Annotated in this window: 6 protein-coding genes; all 6 read left to right on the top strand. The window is 64.6% G+C overall.

The window, feature by feature from the left end; translation table 11 throughout:
• The first annotated feature begins 50 nt into the window (after positions 1–50).
• The gene (locus AC6I1V_RS12980) at positions 51–551 is read left to right on the top strand and encodes a TRAP transporter small permease (RefSeq protein ID WP_486853531.1); all 501 of its coding nucleotides are present in this window, start codon (positions 51–53) and stop codon (positions 549–551) included.
• A complete protein-coding gene (locus AC6I1V_RS12985) occupies positions 541–1842 on the top strand; it encodes a TRAP transporter large permease (protein WP_302551536.1) in 1302 nt (433 codons plus the stop codon). Before AC6I1V_RS12980 ends, AC6I1V_RS12985 begins: the two co-directional genes overlap by 11 nt.
• Before the next feature lie 307 nt (positions 1843–2149).
• The gene (locus tag AC6I1V_RS12990) at positions 2150–3754 is read left to right on the top strand and encodes a (2,3-dihydroxybenzoyl)adenylate synthase (RefSeq protein WP_486853532.1); all 1605 of its coding nucleotides are present in this window, start codon (positions 2150–2152) and stop codon (positions 3752–3754) included.
• Positions 3755–3847: 93 nt separating this feature from the next.
• A complete protein-coding gene (locus AC6I1V_RS12995; RefSeq protein ID WP_486853533.1) occupies positions 3848–10516 on the top strand; it encodes a non-ribosomal peptide synthetase in 6669 nt (2222 codons plus the stop codon).
• A gap of 30 nt (positions 10517–10546) precedes the next feature.
• Complete coding sequence (locus AC6I1V_RS13000) at positions 10547–15223, top strand: type I polyketide synthase (RefSeq protein WP_486853534.1); 4677 nt, start codon at positions 10547–10549, stop codon at positions 15221–15223.
• Positions 15224–15283: 60 nt separating this feature from the next.
• On the top strand, positions 15284–20536 hold the full coding sequence (locus AC6I1V_RS13005; protein WP_486853535.1) for a non-ribosomal peptide synthetase: 5253 nt from the start codon (positions 15284–15286) through the stop codon (positions 20534–20536).
• Positions 20537–20555: the final 19 nt, after the last annotated feature.

Raw genomic sequence — 20555 nt, forward strand, 5'->3', positions numbered from 1 at the left:
TCGCGGCCGTGCGGGCGGGAACGCCGCACGGCCGCAAAGGGTTTGTTCGCATGGAGTGGATGGAAAAAGGATGTGCGGCCGTCGGCAGGGCGGCCCTGTGGGGCAACGTGCTCGGGTGCGTCCTGCTGGGGGGCATGGCCCTGCTCGTTACGGCGGATGTTGTGATGCGCGGTTTCGGGGCGTCCCTTTCCGGCGTCTTCGAGGTGGTGGAAGTCCTCATGGGGGCGTTGGTCGGGTGCGGGCTCGCCTATACGGGCGTGACGCACAGCCATCTGGAGGTGGAAATCCTCACGGACATGATGCCGCGGCGGGTTCGGCACGCTCTGGGCGCCTTGGGCGCCCTGCTGGGATGCGCCTTCTGCGCCGCCGTGGGCTGGAAGACGTCGGACTATGCCGTTGACGCCTTCGCCAACGGGGAGTGCACGCCGACAACCAGCCTTCAGACATGGCCGTTCATCGGCCTGCTCGGTACGGGCTTTTTCCTGCTGGCGGTGGTTTCCCTGATCCATGTGCGGGAACACCTCCGGGAGAGGAGGCGCCATGACGCCTGAGTGCATCGGCCTGCTGGGCTTTTTTGCGTTGCTGGCGCTGCTGTTTCTCCGCGTGCCTGTGGCGGTGTCCATGGGCGTGGTCGGCGTCGTCGGCATGGTGTCGCTGCTGGGGATCGGGGCGGGGCTCAACCTATTGCGGACGGCCCCGTGGACGAGCGTGGCCTCGTACGACTACGCCGTGATCCCGTTGTTCATGCTGATGGGAAACCTGTGCTTCCACAGCGGCATTTCCGAAGATCTCTTCCGTATGCTGCACCGTTGGGTGGGGCATTTCCGGGGCGGCCTGGCGCTCGCGACCGTGGGGGCCTGCGCCGGGTTCGCCGCGCTCAGCGGCACCACGCTGGCGACCGCCGTCACCATGGGGGCCGTGGCCCTGCCGGAAATGAAGAAACTCAAGTACGATCCCGCGCTCAGCACGGGCGTGGTCGCCGCCGGGGGGACGCTCGGCGTGCTTATCCCGCCGTCCACGGTGATGGTGATCTACGGCATCCTCACGGAGCAGAACATCGCCAAGCTGTTTATGGCAGGCGTCATCCCCGGCCTGCTTCAGGCCCTGTTCTATGCGGTGGTCGTCGGGATCATGTGCCGGATCAATCCCGCGCTGGGGCCCGCCTGCGCACCTTTCCCCCTGCGCGAGCGGGTACGGTCGCTGAAGGGGACGTGGCCCGTCTTCGCCCTGTTTCTGCTCGTGATCGGCGGCATCTACAAGGGCTGGTTCAGCCCGTCGGAGGCGGCGGCCGTCGGGGTATCGGGCGCATTCGCGCTGGCGCTGCTCCGCCGCCGTCTGACGGCCCGCGCGCTTGGGCGGTCGTGCATGGATGCGGTCAAGTCCACGGCCATGATCATGCTGGTGATGATCGGGGCCATGCTGCTCGGATACTTCTTCTCCGTGACGCGGATTCCGTTCACGCTGGCCTCGACCGTCGGGGCCCTCCAGCTCAGCCCCACGCTGGTCATGATCATTCTGGTATCCATGTACGTCCTCCTCGGCTGCGTGATGATCCCCATAGCCATGATCGTGCTGACCATGCCCATCGTGTTCCCGCTGCTCACCTCTCTGGGCTATGACCCGATCTGGTTCGGGGTCATCGTGGTGCGCATCTTTGAGATCGCGCAGATTACGCCGCCGGTGGGCCTCAACGTGTTCGTCATCAAGGCCGTCGTGCCCGACGTCCCGCTGACGACGGTCTTTCGCGGCATTTTTCCCTTCCTGATTGCCGACATCATCCATCTCTGCCTGTTGTTCGCCTTTCCCATGTTGAGCCTCTGGCTTCCCAACATGATGGAATGAAGGGAGAAAAGAGTGGTACGGTTTTGACCACATCGGGTATGTCCATGTGCATTCCGGGCCGTTATAGTCCCTCAACAGGAACCGCCGCGAAGCGGGGGCAAGAGGGCGGATGTTCATGCACAGGGATCTGGCCCTTCTCCTTCGATGTGGATTCAGGACCTCGCGGCGTTCCTTATCCCCTCCATGGGGGGAGGGGAAAGGCGGCAGCCATTTTTTTGTCGTCATTTAATGATAATAAAATTCATATTCAAGATTGGCGGAATCCATTCCCCCACTTTGCAAACCGTGATCCGACAAGGAGTCAGCAGTGTATATCGTGCCTGAGGAGAAGTATATCGCCAAAGGGTATTGGCAGCCGTATTCGCTTGGCGAAGAACTGCACCGGAGTGCGGAACGGCATGCGGAGCGCATCGCCGTCGTCTCCGGCGGGAGAAGGGTCACGTACCGCGAGCTTGATCGGCTCGTGGACGAGTATGCCGCGGGCATGATCGAGCTGGGCATCCGCCCCGGCGACCGTGTTCTGCTCCAGCTTCCCAACCGGCTGGAGTTCGTGCTGGCGGCTTTCGCGCTGTTCCGCTTCGGAGGCATCCCCATCATGGGGCTTCCGGCGAGCCGTGAGGCGGACATCGCCGCATTGTGCAGGCTGGCCGAGCCGGTGGCCTATATCACGACGGACAAATACGGCTCCACCGAATACCGTTCCATCGTCGAAAGCCTTTCCCACGGCCATCCGTACCTGAAATACCTCATCACCGACAACGGCGGGATCGAGGGCACCATCCCTCTGGAAACGCTGCGCAAGCCCAACCCCGTCATCAGTTGGGCTCCGCCCCGGTTTACGGAAACGGCGGTTCTGCTGCTGTCCGGGGGCACGACCGGCACGCCCAAGCTGATCCCCCGCCGCCATACCGACTACGCCTATAACGCCCGCGCCGCGTCCGAGCGTTGCGGCCTCAACGAGGACAGCGCGTATCTGGTGGTTCTCCCCGTCGCGCACAACTTCTCGTTGTCGTCTCCGGGAATCATCGGGACGCTGATCAACGGCGGCAAGGTGGTTCTGGCCGAAAGCGTGGGCAGCGACGAGGCCTTTGAGCTGATCGAACGCGAAAAGGTGACGTTCACCGCGCTGGTGCCCGCGCTCCTCAACCTCTGGCTGGAAGCCAGGGAGTGGGAAGAGGCGGATCTGTCCAGCCTTGTGTTCATCGAGGCTGGCGGCGCGGCGGTCGATCCCGGCATGGCGGCGCGCGTGGAGCCGGTGCTCGGCTGCAAGATGGTCAACGTGTTCGGCACGGCGGAGGGGCTTATCTGCACGACTTCGCTGGACGACGAAGAGAGCGTGATCTGCAATACGCAGGGGCGCCCGATCTCGCCCGCCGACGAAATCCGCATCGTCGATGCGGACGACCGGGACGTGCCGCGCGGCGAGGCGGGCGAACTGATCGTCCGCGGCCCCTACACGATTCAGGGCTATTACCGCGCGCCGGAGGCGAACAGGCACGCCGTGACCGAGGACGGGTATTACCGCACCGGGGACATCGCCCGCATCGTCTCCGGCGATCGGATTCAGGTCTGCGGGCGCATCAAGGAACAGATCAACCGTGCCGGGGAAAAGATCGCCCCGGTGGAGGTCGAAACCGTGCTGCGGACGCATCCGCTGATCACGGACGCCGCCGTAGTCGGCGTGAAGGACGACGACCTCGGCGAGCGCATCTGCGCTTGGATCATGACGGACGGGGCGGAAGTGAGCCTTGCCGCCGTCTATGCCTTCTTCGAGGCGAGCGGCGTCGCCCGCTTCAAATACCCGGATCAGTTGGAACAGCTCGACGTGTGGCCCGTGACCAGCGTCGGCAAGGTCGACAAGCGGAAGCTCTCGGCCATGGCTGAGGAGCGGTACGCCGGGCGCAAGGTCTGAGGCGCAGCCTGTTTCCCCACCGGGAGAGGTCGCCTTTCCCGGTGTTTTTCATAGACACCAGCACACTTCAAGGAAAAAGAGGAAGCGATGGCAATGAAGGATCCTGCGGTCATTGAATACGATTCCGTCCGCGAAACCATAGGGGGGCTGATCGCGGAGCCCGGTTTTTCCGATGGCGACAACCTTGTCGGCCTCGGGCTGGACTCCCTGAAGATCATGCGTCTGGTCAGCAGGTGGCGCAAGGCCGGGGTCAAGGTCACGTTCGCAGAAATGATCGCCGAACCTACGCTGTCGAGCTGGATGGAGATCCTCCGCCGGAAGGCCGGGATCGGCGCGGAGCGGGCCGTCCCCGTCTCGCCCCTTCCGCAGCGGACGCAGGACGAGCCTTTCCCTCTGACGGACGTGCAGTACGCCTATTGGATCGGGCGGCGTGACGGACAGCCGCTCGGCGGCGTCGGCTGCCATGCCTACCTTGAGCTGGACGGCGAAGGGGTCGAGCCGGACAGGTTGGCTGGGGCGTGGCGGACGGTGCTTGCGCACCACAGCCTGCTGCGCGCCGCGTTCCTCGAAGACGGCAGGCAGCTCGTCCTGCCGGAACCCGCCTCGGAAGAGCTGATCGTCCACGATCTCCGGGAGGCCGACGCGGGAACCGTGGCCGACCGTCTGGAACGGCTCCGCGAGGAACTTTCACACCGCCGTTTCGCGGTAGAGCAGGGCAGGCTTGCCGGTCTGGAGCTGTGCCTGCTCCCGGACGGGCGCACCCGCCTGTTCTTCGACATCGATCTGCTGGTGGCCGACGTGCAGAGTTTCTGCATCGTGCTGCGCGACCTTTCGGCGGCTTACGCCCGCGGCGTCGTGCCGCCCGCGCCGGAGGCGTGGCGCTTCTCCGACTATTTGGCCCGCAAGGACGCGCGGGACGTGGCGGACAGGGAGCGCGACGCCGCCTATTGGGCCGGGCGCCTGCCCGAACTCCCCGGCGCGCCCGCGCTTCCGCTGAAGAGGAACCCCGAAGAGGTGCTTCGGGCTTCGTACCGCCGCAGGCTGTATTTTTTGTCCGCCGGGACGTGGCGCGCGCTCAAGGCCGAGGCGGCGGCCCATGAGGCGACGGCGGCGATGGCGCTGCTGACGGCCTACGCCGAAATCCTCGATCGCTGGAGTTCCGTGCCCCGCTTTTTCATCAACCTGCCGCTGTTCGATCGGGAAACGGGCGAGGAAGGGCTGGAGGACGTGGTGGCGGACTTCACCAACCTGCTGCTCGTCGATGTGGACTGCACCGAGGAGAAGCCTTTCCTCGGACGCCTGCGCGACGTCCAGTCCCGTTTTTACGAGAACGTGGCCCATTCCTCCTACTCCGGCGTGCGGATTCAGCGGGACATTGCCAGAATGCGCCCCGACGAGCGGTTCATCGCGCCCGTGGTCTTCGCGTGCAATCTGGGGAACCCCCTGCTGACGCAGGAATGCCGGGAAACGCTCGGCAGGCTCCACTACATGCTGTCCCAAACGCCGCAGGTCTGGCTTGACTTCCAGATGTACGAAACCGAAGACGGCGGACTCGCCCTCGCGTGGGATACGGCGGAGGAACTTTTTGCCGAAGGGCTGATTGATGAGATGCTGCACGCCTATGGACGGCTTTTGGAATGGCTCGCCGCTGACGCCGCCCATTGGGAATGCGTCCCCGACGTGCTGCCGGAGCTGCAGCGCGAACGGCGCGGGCGTGACAGGGCTTTGGCCCTCCCCGCGCCTGAAGAGACGATGCACGGGCCGTTTTTCGTCCGCGCTGCCGAGGCGGCGGATACGGTCGCGGTCATCGACGGGCTGAGCGGTGAGCGGATCACCTATGGGGAACTGGCGGGGGAGGCGCTGCGGACGGCGGCCCTGCTGCGTCGGCGCGGCGTGGAACGCGGGATGCCGGTGGCGGTGACCTTGCCGCGCGGCAGGGAACAGATTGTCGCCGTGCTGGGCGTCCTCGCGGCGGGCGGATTCTATGTGCCGGTAAGCCCTTCCCAGCCGTTGGCGCGGCGTGAGCGCATCCATCGGAAAATCGGCGTCCGCTTTGTCCTGAGCCGTACGGATGTGCTGGACGCGGCCTCGCTCCCATCTGGAGCTGAACTGGTTGACATCGCGGAGCGCCATGCCGTGGAGCCGCTTGCGGAGCCGGCGGCGGTCGCTCCCGATGATCTCGCCTACGTCATCTTTACCTCCGGCTCCACGGGCGAGCCTAAAGGCGTGGCCATTGAGCACCGCAGCGCGCGGAACACGATTGCGGACATCAACGGGCGGTTCCATGTAGGCGAGGGGGACGCATGCCTTGCCGTGTCCTCGCTCGATTTCGACCTTTCCGTATACGATATTTTCGGAATGCTCTCGTCCGGCGCGGCCATCGTCGCCATAGGCGAGGCGATACGCCGCAGCGCAGGGGACTGGCGCCGGATCGTCCTCGAATACGGCGTCACGGTCTGGAACACAGTGCCCATCCTGCTCGACATGCTGCTGGTGGATGCCGAAGCGCACGGAAGCAGGCTCCCGCTGCGTCTGGCCATGCTTTCAGGGGACTGGATCGGGCTTGATCTGCCGCAGCGGCTGAAGGACGCGGCGCCCGGAGTAAGGCTCATCGCGATGGGCGGGGCCACGGAAGCCTCGATCTGGTCGAACATCATGGAGGTTGAGGCGCCGATCCCCGCCGAGTGGAAGTCGATTCCCTACGGACGCCCCTTGTCCCGGCAGTCCTACCGGGTGGTGGACGCCAAGGGCCGCGACTGCCCGGATCTGGTGGACGGCGAGCTGTGGATCGGCGGGGCTGGCGTCGCCCGCTGCTATCTGGGCGATCCCGAACTGACGGCCCAGCGTTTCCGCAATATTGACGGGATGCGCTGGTATCGGACGGGCGACCTCGGACGTTTCTGGCCGGACGGCACCATCGAATTCCTTGGCCGCGCCGACAGTCAGGTGAAGATCCGCGGGCACCGCATTGAGCTGGGCGAAATCGAAGCAGCCCTGAAAGAGCACCCGCTGGTAAAGGACGTTGTGGCGATGCCGGTTTCCGGTGCGCGGGGCATCCGGCGGCTGGGGGCCTATCTGGTGCTGCGGGAACCCGCAGCGGACGAAGAGGGCCTGTTCCGCACGCTGGAGGCGTTCCTTCGTGATCGCGTCCCCGAATACATGGTGCCCTCCGCGTTCATGGCGCTCGACGCCTTGCCCCTGTCCGCCAACGGGAAACTGGATCGCAAGGCCCTCCCCCCGTTTGAGGAAAAGGCATGCGAGGAAGCCCGGCCCGCGACGGAGCTGGAAAACGCGCTCGCCCGCATATGGGAGCGCATTTTGCAGGTGCCGCAGGTCGGCGTGCGGGACAATTTCTTTGAGCTCGGCGGGGACTCGCTCGTGGCGACCCACCTTGTCGCGGAAGTGCGGAAGGAGCTCGGCGCGGAACTGACCCTTGATCGGCTTTTCCGGTTCCCCGACATCGCGCGTCTCGCGGAGAGCCTTGAGGCGGAGGCGCGGGAAAACGGGCCTGCCCTCCCGGATGCGGCGTCCCTGCCCGCCGTGGAGCCGCGGGAAGGGGAACGCTCCGAGCCGTTCCCGCTGACGGACGTGCAATATGCCTACTGGATCGGCCGCATCGGGGCCTACGAATTGGGAAAGGTTTCGAGCCACGTCTATTTTGAATTCGACAATGCGGGCATGGACATCGAACGGCTCAACGGTGCCTGGAACCGGCTGATCGAACGCCACGAGATGCTGCGCGCCGTGTTCCTGCCGGACGGCACGCAGGCGATCCTGCCTTCCGTGGGCGAGTACCGTTTCCCGGTTTATGATCTGAGGGATGATGCGGCCCCGGAAGGGGCCATCGGGAATGTCCGCCGGGCCATGTCCGGGCAGTTGCTCCCGGCGGATACATGGCCGTTGTTCGATATCCGCGTGGCCCGGTACCTGCGGGACGGGGAAGAGCGCCTTCGCCTGTTCCTCGACTTCGATGCCATGATCGCCGACGCATGGAGCATCTTCCTGCTTGTCGACGAATGGCTGCGGCTGTACCGCTCGCCCGGCGGGCGGCTCCCCGAACTGCGCCTGTCCTTCCGCGACTATGTGCTTGCGGAGCGGAAGATCGTCGATACCCCCCTCTGGCGCAGTGATTTTGAATATTGGAAAAAACGCTTGGACGACCTGCCTCCCGCGCCGGAACTTCCGCTGGCGAAGCAGCCTTCGGAACTTGACGCGCCCCGGACGGTACGCTTGAGCGCGGTTCTGGAGGCCCCCGTCTGGGAGGGCTTCAAGGCCCGCATCCGCCGGAACGGGCTGACGCCGTCCGGCCTGCTCGTAGCCGCCTATGCCGAAACGCTGGCTCGCTGGAGTGCCGGCCCCCGCTTTACCCTGAACCTGACGCTGTTCAACCGGCTTCCGCTGCACGATCAGGTCAACGATGTCGTCGGGGATTTCTCCTCCCTCAACCTGCTCGCCGTGGACGCCGTTTCCGGCGCATCCTTCAGGGAACGCGCCCTCGGCGTCCAGCGGCAGCTCTGGGAAGACATGAGCCATCGGCTTGTGAGCGGCGTGCAGGTGTTGCGCGAGCTTGCGCTGCGCGGCAAACCGGCGCGCATGCCCATCGTGTTCACCGGGGCGGTCAGCCTTGGAAAGGCAGGCCGCGACGCGTCGGGGTTCTCCGGAATGGGAACGCTCGTCACGAGCATCACCCAGACCCCGCAGGTATGGCTCGACCACCAGACCTATGAGCAGGAGGGCCGCCTCATGCTCAACTGGGACGCCGTCGAGGGGCTGTTCCCGGAGGGGCTCGTGGAAACCATGTTCGACGCCTACGTGAGGTTGCTCAATCGGCTGGCCGCGGACGACGCCGCGTGGCTGGAGGCCTCGCCGCTCACGCTTCCCGAAGCCCAGCGGCAGTCCCGGATCGGCTACAACGCCACCGAAGGCCCCCTTTCCGGGGAAACGCTGGCCTCCCTTTTCCTCCGGCAGGCTCAGGCGACGCCCGACGCCCCGGCCGTCATAACCTCCGCGCGGACGTTGTCGTATGAAGAGGTTCTCCGCCGTGCGGGCGCCATTGCGCATACTCTGGCGCACCAAGGCGTCAGCCGCGGGGATCTTGTCGGGGTGGTGATGGAAAAGGGCTGGGAACAGGTCGTCGCCGTTGCGGGCATCGCGCTGGCGGGGGCCGTCTACGTCCCCGTGGACGCCCATGTCCCTTACGCCCGGCTTGAGCAGATTGCGGACGGCGCGGGCTTCCGCACCATTCTGACGCAGGCGAAGTACGCGGAGGCGCTGCGCTGGCCCGAAGGCGCGCTGGTCGTCGCCGTGGACGGCCTCCCCCCCGAAGAAGGGCTTCCGGAGGCCGTGCCTGTGGAGCCTGATGAGTTGGCCTACATCATCTACACGTCTGGCTCCACGGGACGGCCCAAGGGGGTCGCCATCGACCACCGTGGGGCCGTGAATACCCTTCTTGATGTCAATGGGCGTTTTGGGGTGGGGGCTGGGGATCGGCTGTTCGGCCTTTCCGCGCTGCATTTTGACCTGTCCGTCTATGACATCTGGGGCGCGCTGTTCTCCGGGGCCGCCGTCGTGCTGCCCGATGCCGACAGGCTGAAAGATCCCTCCCACTGGCTGGAACTGGCCTCGCGGCACGGCGTCACGATCTGGAACTCCGTGCCCATGCTGGTGCAGATGCTGGTGGAATATATGGAATTTGCGGGGAAGGCGGGCGACGTCCCCCTGCGCCTTGTCCTGATGAGCGGCGACTGGATTCCGCTGGACTTGCCCCGGCGGATCCGCGCCGTCGCTCCCGAGGCGAAGCTGTTCAGCCTCGGCGGGGCTACGGAGGCTTCCATCTGGTCCATTCTGTACCCCATTGGGGACGTGCTCCCGGAATGGAAGAGCATCCCGTACGGGCGTCCCATGCGCAATCAGCGTTTCCATGTGCTGAACGCCCGGCTGGAGGCATGCCCCGACGGTGTCCCCGGCGATCTGTACATCGGCGGCGTGGGGCTGGCGCGCGAATACTGGCGCGACGCCGCCCGAACGGCCGAGAGTTTCATTGTGCACCCGGAAACCGGCGAACGGCTGTACCGCACCGGCGACGTGGGCCGGATGCTGCGAGACGGAAATATTGAGTTTCTGGGCCGAAAGGACTTTCAGGTGAAGATCCGGGGCCACCGGATCGAGCTTGGCGAAATCGAGGCCGTGCTGTTGTCCCGTCCCGATGTCCGGGAGGCTGTCGTGGCGGTGGCGGGCGAAAACGCCGCCGCCAAGAAGCTGATCGCCTTCATCGTCCCCGAAGGGGCGGTCGAGGAGCGGGCCGTCCTCGGAACCGTCCGCGAACGCCTGCCCGACTACATGGTGCCCTCGGCCCTCGTGACGCTGGAGGCCCTGCCGTTGTCGGGCAATGGGAAGGTGGACAGGAAACGGCTCCTTCAGACGGCTGGGGAAGCGGCCTTTCAGGAGAGTGCGGCTGCTCCGGCCTCGTCCGAGGCCGAGAAGGCCGTGGGGCAGGCGTGGGAAGACGTTCTTGGGCGCGCGGTGCTGAACATCGACGACAATTTTTTCGATGTGGGCGGCACTTCAGTCCTCGCCGTGCGGCTGCACAGGGAGCTGGCAAGGCGTTTTGGGCGCGAATTCCCCCTAGTGAGCGTTTTTGAATATCCGAGCATACGGACGCTGGCCGCCTTCCTCGACGAGGGGACGCGCCGCGCTGCGCCCGCCGCCGGAACGTCCCGGCGCGTCGAGATGCGGAAGAAACGTCGTGCGCGTCAAGGCTGAACACAAAGCTGAACCCGAATAGAGGTTGTCATGGCAGAAGATATGGAAAGTGGTCACATCGCCGTCATCGGCATGGCCGGGCGTTTTCCCGGCGCGGAAACGCTGGAGCGGTTTTGGGAGAACCTCGTTTCGGGGGCCGACGTCCGCACGACGTTTACCGACGAGGAGCTTGCCGGACATATCCCCGAACGGCTTCTGAGCAAGGAAGACTATGTGAAGAAGGGGTATGTGCTGGGTAACGCGGATCAGTTCGACGCGGCGTTTTTCGGCTACACGCCGAAGGAGGCCGAGAACATCGATCCCCAGCAGCGCCTCTTTCTGGAATGCGCGTGGGAGGCGCTTGAGGACGCGGGGTATGTCCCCGGCGATCCCCGGCTGACGATCGGGGTCTACGCCAGCATCACGCCGAGCAGCTACCTCAAGCCGGACAACATGCTGTTCCCGGAACATCCGATGCCGTTCTTCGACGAGCTGATCGGCAACGACAAGGACTATGCGGCCGCCCGCGTCGCCTACAAGCTCGATCTGAAAGGGCCCGCCTTCAGCATCCAGAGCGCGTGCTCCAGTTCGCTGGTGGGCGTGGCGACGGCGTGCCAGGCGTTGCAGGACTACCATTGCGACATGGCCCTCGCCGGGGGCGTTTCCATTTCCCTGCCGGAGAAGCTCGGCTATCTGGCCGGCCAGGACGGTGCGCTCTCGCGCGACGCCTGCTGCCACGCCTTTGACCACCGGGCGTCGGGGATGATGTACGGCAACGGCGCGGGCGTCGTCCTGCTCAAGCGCCTTGAGGATGCCGTTGCGGACGGCGATCATATTTACGGTGTGGTTCGCGGCTTTGCCGTGAACAACGATGGGGCGGACAAGGTCGGGTTCACGGCCCCGAGCGTGCGCGGGCAGGAGGCCGTTTTGGGTGAGGCGTTGGAGCTGTCCGGCGTCGGCCCGGAGACGGTGACGTTCATCGAGACGCACGGCACGGGAACACCGATGGGCGATCCGATGGAATTCCGCGCCCTCGAAAGCATTTACGGTTTGGCGGCGACGCCGTGCGCGTTGGGCTCGGTCAAGACCAACGTGGGGCATCTCAATTCCGCCGCAGGCGTCGCTGGGTTTATCCGCGCCATGCTTTCCCTCGACCGGAAAATGCTGACCCCGATTCTGCACTTTGAAAGGCCGAACCCAGAAATTCCCTTTGAAGGCAGCCGGTTCTACGTCAATACGGAACTGAGGCCGTGGGAAGCCTCGCCGCGCCGGGCGGGCGTCAGCTCGTTCGGCCTTGGGGGGACGAACTGCCACATGGTTCTCGAAGAGGCCCCGGTGCGCGGGGAGGCGGGGTCGCGCCGCCGCTGGCATCCTGTCCCCCTTTCCGCACGTACCGAGGGGGCCCTCGACGATATGGCGGAGCGGCTGGCGGCGTTTTTGGAAAAGCATCCCGAAACCGCGTTGGAGGATGTCGCCCATACCCTGCAAAAGGGACGGAAGGCGTTCGGTTCCCGGCGCGTCGTGATTGCAGGGACGACGGCGGAACTCGTTGATTCGCTGAGGAATCACCGCTGGACGGAACGCCTTGCCGATCCGGGGGAGACGCCCGCCGCGGGCAACGTGTACTTCATGTTCCCCGGTGCGGGTTCGCAGCATGTGGGCATGGGCCGGGAGCTTTACGAAACCGAACCCGTCTACCGCGCCGCCGTTGACGAATGCGCGGGGCAGCTCCTGCCGTTGCTTTCGGAAGACATCCGCGACGTCCTGTATCCTTCCGAAGCGGGGCGGGCCGAGGCGGAACGGAAGATCGCCGGGCCGACCTACGCCTTCGCTTCGCTGTTCGCGACGGAATACGCGCTGGCCCGGCTTTGGATGCATTGGGGCGTGCGGCCCGCCGGATGCGTCGGGCACAGTTTCGGGCAGTATCTGGCCGCCGTCGTCGCGGGCGTGTTCTCCCTGAAGGACGCCCTCGCCGTTGCCGTAAGGCGCGGGCAGTTGATGGATAGGGTCGAAGAGGGGGCCATGCTCCTGCTGTATGCGCCCGAAGAGAAGGTTGTCCCGTTGCTGAGGGGAAGCCTGTCCGTCGCGGCGGTCAACGCCGAAAAGCTGTGCACGGTTTCCGGGAGGCCCGGAGACATTGCGGCGTTGGAAGGCGAACTGACGGGCCGCCGTATCCATTACCGGAAGGTCGCTGCGACGCGGGCCGGGCACAGCGCCCTCATGGAGCCCATTCTCGACGAATTCCGGGCGGTTCTTTCCTCCATCGAGCTGCATGCGCCGCAAATCCCCTTTCTGTCCAACGTGTCCGGTTCGTGGATTACGGAAGAGGACGCGACCAGCCCCGACTATTGGACGGCCCATATCCGCAGGCCGGTGCGGTTTTGCGAGAACATCGCCGCGATTCTGAAGGACAAGAACGCCGTGCTGCTTGAGGTCGGCCCCGGCAAGGTGCTCGGCACGCTGGCGAAACGGCACGCCGATATGGACGGGCAGGGCATCGTTTTTTCCATGCGCGACGCGGATCAGGACATTGAGGACGGCAAGGCGCTGAGCGCCGCCTACGGCGCGCTGTTCCTCCACAGGGTGAATCTGGACTGGTACGCGGGCGAACGGGACGGCGGGAGGCGGATTCCCCTTCCGACCTATCCATTCCAGAGGCAGAGCCATTGGGCTAAGCGGGCCGACGTTCGCGCGCAGGCCGCACAGGGAGGCGCCCTCGCTTCCATGATGGGCAAGCTGATGGAAAAGCGGGAGGACATCGGAAGCTGGTTCGTCCTGCCCCAGTGGAAGCGCTCTTTCGATCTGCGGAGGCTTGAGGCGCAGCCCGCCGAGAAGCGGCGTTTCCTCCTGCTGGCGGATCACTGCGGCGTATCCGGGGCGTTGGCCCGGCGGCTGCGCGGGATCGGCCACGAGGCGGTGCTGGCCGGGGCCGGGGATGCCTATCGGAAGGAGGATGCCGAAACGTTTTTCATCCGCCCCGGAGAAGAGGGGGACTATAAGCGGCTCCTGCAGGATTTGAGCGCGCAGGGCTTTGAGCCGGATTTCGTTATCCACGCGTGGAGCCTCACCGGAGGCGGCGACGGTTCCGGGCTCGAAGCCTACGACGGCCTGAACGCGCACGGCTACCAGAGCGTTGTCTATCTGGTGCGCGCCTTGTCGTCCCTTGGGCTGGATGGCCGTCCGCTGGGCCTCGCCGTGCTGTCCAGCGGTCTGCATGGCGTGACGGGTGACGAAACGCTCGCGCCCGAAAAAGCCCCCGTACTCGGCCCATGCCGCGTCATTCCCAACGAATATCTGAATATCCAGTCGCGCAACATCGACATCGATGCCCCGAAGCCGGGCATTCCGCCGCACCCTGAGCTGTTGGATGCCGTGATCCGGGACGTGACCGCGCTGCGCGACGTGCTGGAAGGCAGGGGCGATGCGGCGGGCTTCGCGGATACGGTCGCTTACCGCGGGCGGAGCCGCTGGGAGCAGCGGTTTGCGCATGTGCCGCTGCCCGCCGCCCCGGAGGCGGAAAAGGCGGCGATCCGGCGGGGCGGGGTCTACCTGATTACCGGCGGTTTCGGAGGCGTGGCGTTCGAGCTTGCCCGCTATCTTGTGGAAGGGTGGGGCGTCCGGCTTGTACTGGTCGGAAGGACGCCGCTCCCGCCCCGCGAAGGCTGGGACGCGTGGCTGGAAAGCCATCCCGAAGACGACGCCGTGTCGGAACGCATCGCCAAGGTGCGGGCGCTGGAGGCGATGGGCGCGGAATGCCTCGTGTTCGCGGCGGATGTCGCCGATATGGATCGGATGCTCGCCGTCCGTGACGCCGTGCTTGAACGGTTCGGTGAGATCAACGGCGTGTTCCACGCGGCCTCGACGGTTTCCTCCAGCATGATCCAGGTGCAGACCGACGAACGGGCACAGGCCGTGATCCGCACCAAGGTGCACGGCACGCTGGTGCTGGAAAAGATGCTCGAAGCGACGGCCCCCGATTTCCTCATGCTGTTCTCCTCATTGTGCTCCTATACGGCCCCGCTCGGCTTTACGGACTACGCGGCGGCGTGCTGCTTCATGGATCTCCATGCGCAGGCCATGAACGGGCGGCTTCCGTACCGGATCGTGTCGGTCGGCTGGGGCTACTGGGAAGGCATCGGCATCGGGACGGTGCTTCTGCCGAAGATGATGGAAACCGTGGGCGAAGACGTGGCCGCGCACGGCATCCTCGCCGCCGAGGGCATGGAGTGCATCAGCCGCATCCTCGCGCTCCCCGACGCGCAGGTCATGGTTTCGACCTCCGATTACCCCGCCCTCGTGGAGGAGCTGCGGCGGAACGCCAAGAACGTCCTGAAGAATTACGCGGCGTTTCAGGCCAAGGCCAAGGTCGCCAAGCGGCCCCGGCTCGCCACCCCCTACCGGGCCCCGGAAACGGACGTAGAGCGGGTGATCGCCGCCGTATGGCAGGAAATCCTCGGCTTCGACTCCGTGGGCGTGGACGACGCGTTCATCGAACTCGGAGGCGACTCCCTGCACGCCATCCCGATGGTGAGCCGTCTGGAAAGCATCTTCCATACCAAGGTTCCCATCCGCACGCTGGTGACGGAGAACACGGTGGGCAAACTGGCGGCGTTCCTGATCGCCACGGAAAAGAAGCCCGGACAGACGGCCCGAATCGCCGAGCTGTTCATCAAAATCAAGATGATGTCCGCCGATGAGATCAAGGCCATGCTTTCCCGGAAGGGATAGCCGCCGGATCGTCAAGGCCGTTCGTTTAACCAACGCATCAACGAGGTAAGGAAAAAAAGCATGTTGCACGACGCCTCATTGCTCCCCGGAGGCGGCAGCCTCTCCGAAGAGCAGGAATCCCTTCTGGCACTGTTTCTGGAGAAGGATGATTTCGCCATCGACAGGAACGTGGAGAAAAAGCCTGTCATCACGCTGCGGCCAGAGGATCGATACAAACCGTTTCCACTGACGGACATCCAGCTCGCCTACATGATCGGCCGCGACAACGCCTCGCTGGGGGCGAGCAACGTATCGAGCCACGTCTATTTTGAGATGGACACGGTGGATCTCGACTTTGAGCGCTACCAGAACGCATGGCGCAAGTTCGTCGAACGCCACGACATGATGCGCAGCGTCATCTTCAAGACCGGCCAGCAGATGGTTCTGGAGCACACGCCGCCCTTCGAGGTCAGGTATTTCGACCTGCGCGGCGAAACCGAGGAGCGGAAACAGGAAATTCTCGGCGAAATCCGCGAGGAGCTGCGCCAGAAGATCAAGCCCGTGGACGTCTGGCCCATGTATGACATCTACCTGTCCCGGATCGACGAGCACACGTACCGCATGCACGTCAGCCTGGAAGGGCTGAACGCCGACGTGCTGAGTTTCCAGACCATGATGGTGCAGGTGCAGAACTTTTACAACAACCCGGATCTGGAACTGCCGCCGCTGGAGCTGACCTTCCGCGATTATGTGCTTTCGCTGACGGAACGCCGCAATATGGAGTCCTACAAGCAGGCTCAGGCCTACTGGCGGGAACGTATCCCTACGCTGGCTCCCGGTCCCCGTATGCCCGTGCTGGGCGAGAACGCCGTGGGCGCCCCCGTGAGCAAGCCCATGGACGGCCAGCTTTGCCCGGAAAAATGGAAGAGGCTCAAGGATTACGGGACAAAAATCGGCCTTTCGCCCACGAGCATCCTGCTCGCCGCCTTCTCCGAGGTGCTGCGCCGCTGGAACTCGGAAAAGGATTTTTGCCTGAACCTCACCCTGTTCAACCGGCTGCCGCTGCATCCGCAGATCGATGAAGTCATCGGCGACTTTACCGACACGCTGCTCCTTGAGGTGTGCGACGATCCCGGCGCGACCTTTGAGCAGCGGGCCATCGCCCTCCGCGACCGCCTGTGGAACGACCTCGACAACCGGCAGTTCGGCGGCGTGGACGTCCTGCGCGAACTCAACCGCTTCCGTTCCGCCAACGAACAGCAGTACCTGCCCGTGGTGTTCACCAGCACCTTCCTCATCGGCGACTACGGGGACAGCCTCGAAGGGATGCTGTTCGACGGGCATCCGGTCAAGAAGGTGTTCACCTCCAGCCAGACGCCCCAGTTGCTTCTTGACCATCAGGTCTATGAGTCCGCCGGGTGGCTGCGCATCCACTGGGACGTGCGCGCGGAATATTTCTACGATGGCTATCTGGAAAGCATGCTCGGCGCGTACGTCGATCTGCTGGAGCGTCTGGCGGACGACGAATCGCTCTGGAACCGCAAGGATGTCGTGCTTCTGCCCGCGGAGCAGATCGGAAAGCGTGAAGCCTACAACCGCACGGAGGGAGAGGTTTCTTCCGAGTACCTGCATACGCTGTTCGCCCGCAGCGCGCGCAGCGCCCCGGATCATATGGCGGTGGCCGCTCCGGGCATGAGCCTGACCTATGCGGAGCTTGCCGGGCGTGTCGCAACGCTTGCGCAGGAGCTGGACGGGCAGGTGAAGCCCAACGAGCTGGTGGCCGTGGTCATGGAAAAGGGATGGGAGCAGGCCGTCGCCGTGCTTGGCGTCCAGTACGCGGGAGCGGCCTATCTGCCCCTTGATCCCTCCATGCCCCGCCAGCGCATGGAATTCATCCTCCGTGACGCCGGGGTGCGCTTCGTCCTGACGCAGTTCCGCCTGATGCGGGACTTTGAATGGATGGAGGGAATGTCCCTGATCGCCGTGGACGCGCTGCCCGAAGGCAATGGGGCCGGGCTGTGGGATCGCAAGCCGGTACAGGCGCAGACCGATCTGGCCTACGTCATCTACACGTCCGGCTCCACGGGCACGCCCAAGGGCGTCATGATCAGCCATCGTGCCGCCGTCAACACGATTGTCGACATCAACAGCCGTTTCCATATCGGGCCGGAAGATCGGGCCATCGCGCTCGCCAATCTGGGGTTTGACCTGTCCGTGTGGGACATCTTCGGGACGCTGGCCGCAGGCGGCACCATCGTGTTCCCCGACGCCGCGCAGATCAAGGAGCCGGGGCACTGGCTCGATCTCGTCCAGAGCGAACGGGTGACCGTCTGGAACACCGTTCCGGCCATGATGAAGATGCTCGTCGAGTACAAGGGCGTCCTTCAGGGAACGGAGAAGGGGACGCTGCGGCTGGCCCTGCTTTCCGGCGACTGGCTGCCGCTGGATCTGCCGGATCAGATCCGCGCGCATTACGACGCCGAGGTCGTCAGTCTGGGTGGTGCGACGGAAGCTTCCATCTGGTCAATCCTGTACCCGATCGGCTCGGTCGATCCGAAATGGGAGAGCATCCCCTACGGCTATCCCATGCTGAACCAGCGGTTCTATGTCCTCAACGACGAGCTCAGGCCGTGCCCGGACTACGTGTCCGGCAACCTGTACATCGGTGGGGTAGGGCTGTCCGACGGGTATTGGCACGACCCCGAAAACACGGAGAAGTCCTTCATCGTCCACCCCGTCACTGGGGAACGTCTCTACCGTACCGGCGACATGGGATACTTCCATCCCGAAGGCTACATCGTGTTGCTCGGGCGTGAGGACAACCAGCTCAAGATCAACGGGTTCCGCGTGGAACTCGGTGAGATCGAGCACGCCATGCTCCAGCATCCCGACATCCGCGAAGCCGTTGTCCAGCCGCTTGGGGACAAGAAGAACCCCCGCCTTGCCGCCTATTTCACGGCCAAGGGCAACGACGGCCTGCATACCCGCAAGCCCGTCGAATGGCGGGATGCCGACGGCCTGTGGAAGCGGGTGGCTGCGGTGGACGCCGGCATTGCGGGCATCTCCGAGAACACGCGCCTTCAGGGGCTTGAAAAGAATATCGGGCTGGGTGGTGAGCTCTACGAAGCCAGCGTCCAAGCTTCGCTGTACGAGCTCGGCGTATACAGGCGGGAAGGGGAAAGCCATACTCCCGACGAAATCCTGCGCATCACCGGCATCCGCCCCCGGTACGAACGCTGGCTGAAACGGGCGCTGCTCAGCCTTGAAGAAGCCGGGTTCCTCGCCCGCGACGGGGAGGCGTTCCGCCTCGTGAAGCCGTTCGCGTTCACGGAGGCAGGCGAGGTACAGGCGCGTTTCGCCGGGCAGGGCCTCGGCTTCCTCGCCTCCGAGGCGAAAAGCATGGTTGATCTGCTGCTGGAGCGCAAGCACTCCGCCGAGGTCTACGCCTCCGGCAAGGTCAAGGGGCTTTACGGCGCGGTCTTCCACTACTCCTACCAGATCATCCGTGACGCCGTCGCCATCATGGCGCAGGATCATCCGCTGGACATTCTGGAAGTCGGCGGCGGGCACGGCGGGGCGACGACGGCGGTGATGCAGGCGTTGCCGGAGAACACCTCCAGCTTCTGCTTTACGGACATCTCGCGCTATTTCCTCCAGAACGCTGGAGAGAAGTTCAAGGACGCCCCCTTCTTCTCGTGCCGCCTCTTTGATCTGGACGAGGAGATCGTGAGCCAAGGATTCGCGCCGCACGCCTATGACGTCATCATCGCCGCCAGCGTGCTGCACGACGTGAAGCGGATCGCCCCCAGCCTCGCCCGGCTGCGTTCCCTGCTCAAGCCCGGAGGCGTGCTGTTCATCATCGAGCAGACGCTGTTCTTCAAGGCACACGACCTGACCATGGGGCTCCAACAGGGCTTCGACGTATTTGAGGATACGGATCTGCGCCCCCTGCACCCCCTGCTCAGCGGCGACCAGTGGGAGGAGCAGCTCAAGCTCGCCGGTTTCGACGGCGTCCATCAATGCCATACCGTCGACGGCGCGGAGCAGAACGTCATCCTCGCCCGTGCCCCTCTGGAGGCATGGCAGTTCGAGCCGTCGCTCCTCGAAGCCTTCCTGCGGGAACGCGTGCCAGGCTACATGGTGCCGTCCGTATTCGTGGAGCTGGACGTGATGCCGCGCAACCGCTCCGGCAAGATCGACCGGCAGGCGCTGCCCCTGCCGGAAGTGGAGGCCGGCTCCGGCAAGCCCGCCCGCGCCCCGGAAACGGAGACGCAGAAGCGCCTCGCGGATCTGTGGGCCTCCATCCTTCAAATCGAGGCCCCCGGCCTCGACGACAGCTTCTTTGAGCTGGGAGGCGACTCGCTGCTGGCGACCGTCCTCATCACCCGGATCCACGAAGCGTTCAAGGTGGAACTTGGCGTGCAGGAGCTCTATACGCTCAACACCCTGTTGGAGATGGCCGAATACATCGACAGGCCCCGCCACCAGAACAAGATCCTGCTGCCGCTTCAGGAATCGGGCAAGGACAGCGTGATCATCGGCATAGCCGAAGGCCGCAGCCGCGTTGAACTGTTTGCGGACTTCGCCCGGCTCTACAAGGATGAAGCCGATTTTTACGGCTGCATCCTGCGCGGCAAGGACGGCAAGGAGGAGCCCCTGCGTACCGTGGAGGACATCGCGGCGTATTTCGTCGAGGAAATCCTGCGCGTGCGTCCGAAGGCGAAGCTGACCATTGTCGGCTTCTGCGTGGGCGGCATGATCGGCTATGAAATGGCCGTCCAGCTCCAGCGGCGCGGCGTGGAGGTGAAGCACCTCGCGGCCGTCGATACCGGCGCGCCCGGCGCGGCCTTCTCGCATAAGCTCAGCCTTCTGTTCATGTATCTCGGCACCTACTTCCTGCCGATGAACATCTATTCGGGGCTGGAGGACGATCCCATCCTCCACGTCCTGAAGCAGCCCGACGTCGTGCCGGACGCCATTCCGCTGGCCGATCTGATGGCGATGAGCCTGGATGAGTGCGTGGAGACGATCTACCGCTACGTGACCGCGAAAAAGCTCCTTGAAGATGTGACGCTGGAGGATTTCGCGCACCAATACAAACTGTTCGAGGCCACCGTGGGCTCGGCGAAGACGTACAGGCCGTCCCCGTACAAGGGAACGCTCAAGTACTTCTTCGCAACCGATCTCCTGCAGGGAATCCCCGATCCCCGGCCCTTCTGGAGAACCATGCCCGCTTCGGAAGTGACGATCTTTGATGTTCCCGGAAACCATTTCGATTGCATTCTGGGGGACAACGCCCGCAACATCGCGGACGCCATCGGATCGGTGAAGTAGGCGGGAGCGGAGGAACGAA

It is taken from the genome of Bilophila sp. T19-St14, from assembly GCF_059728385.1.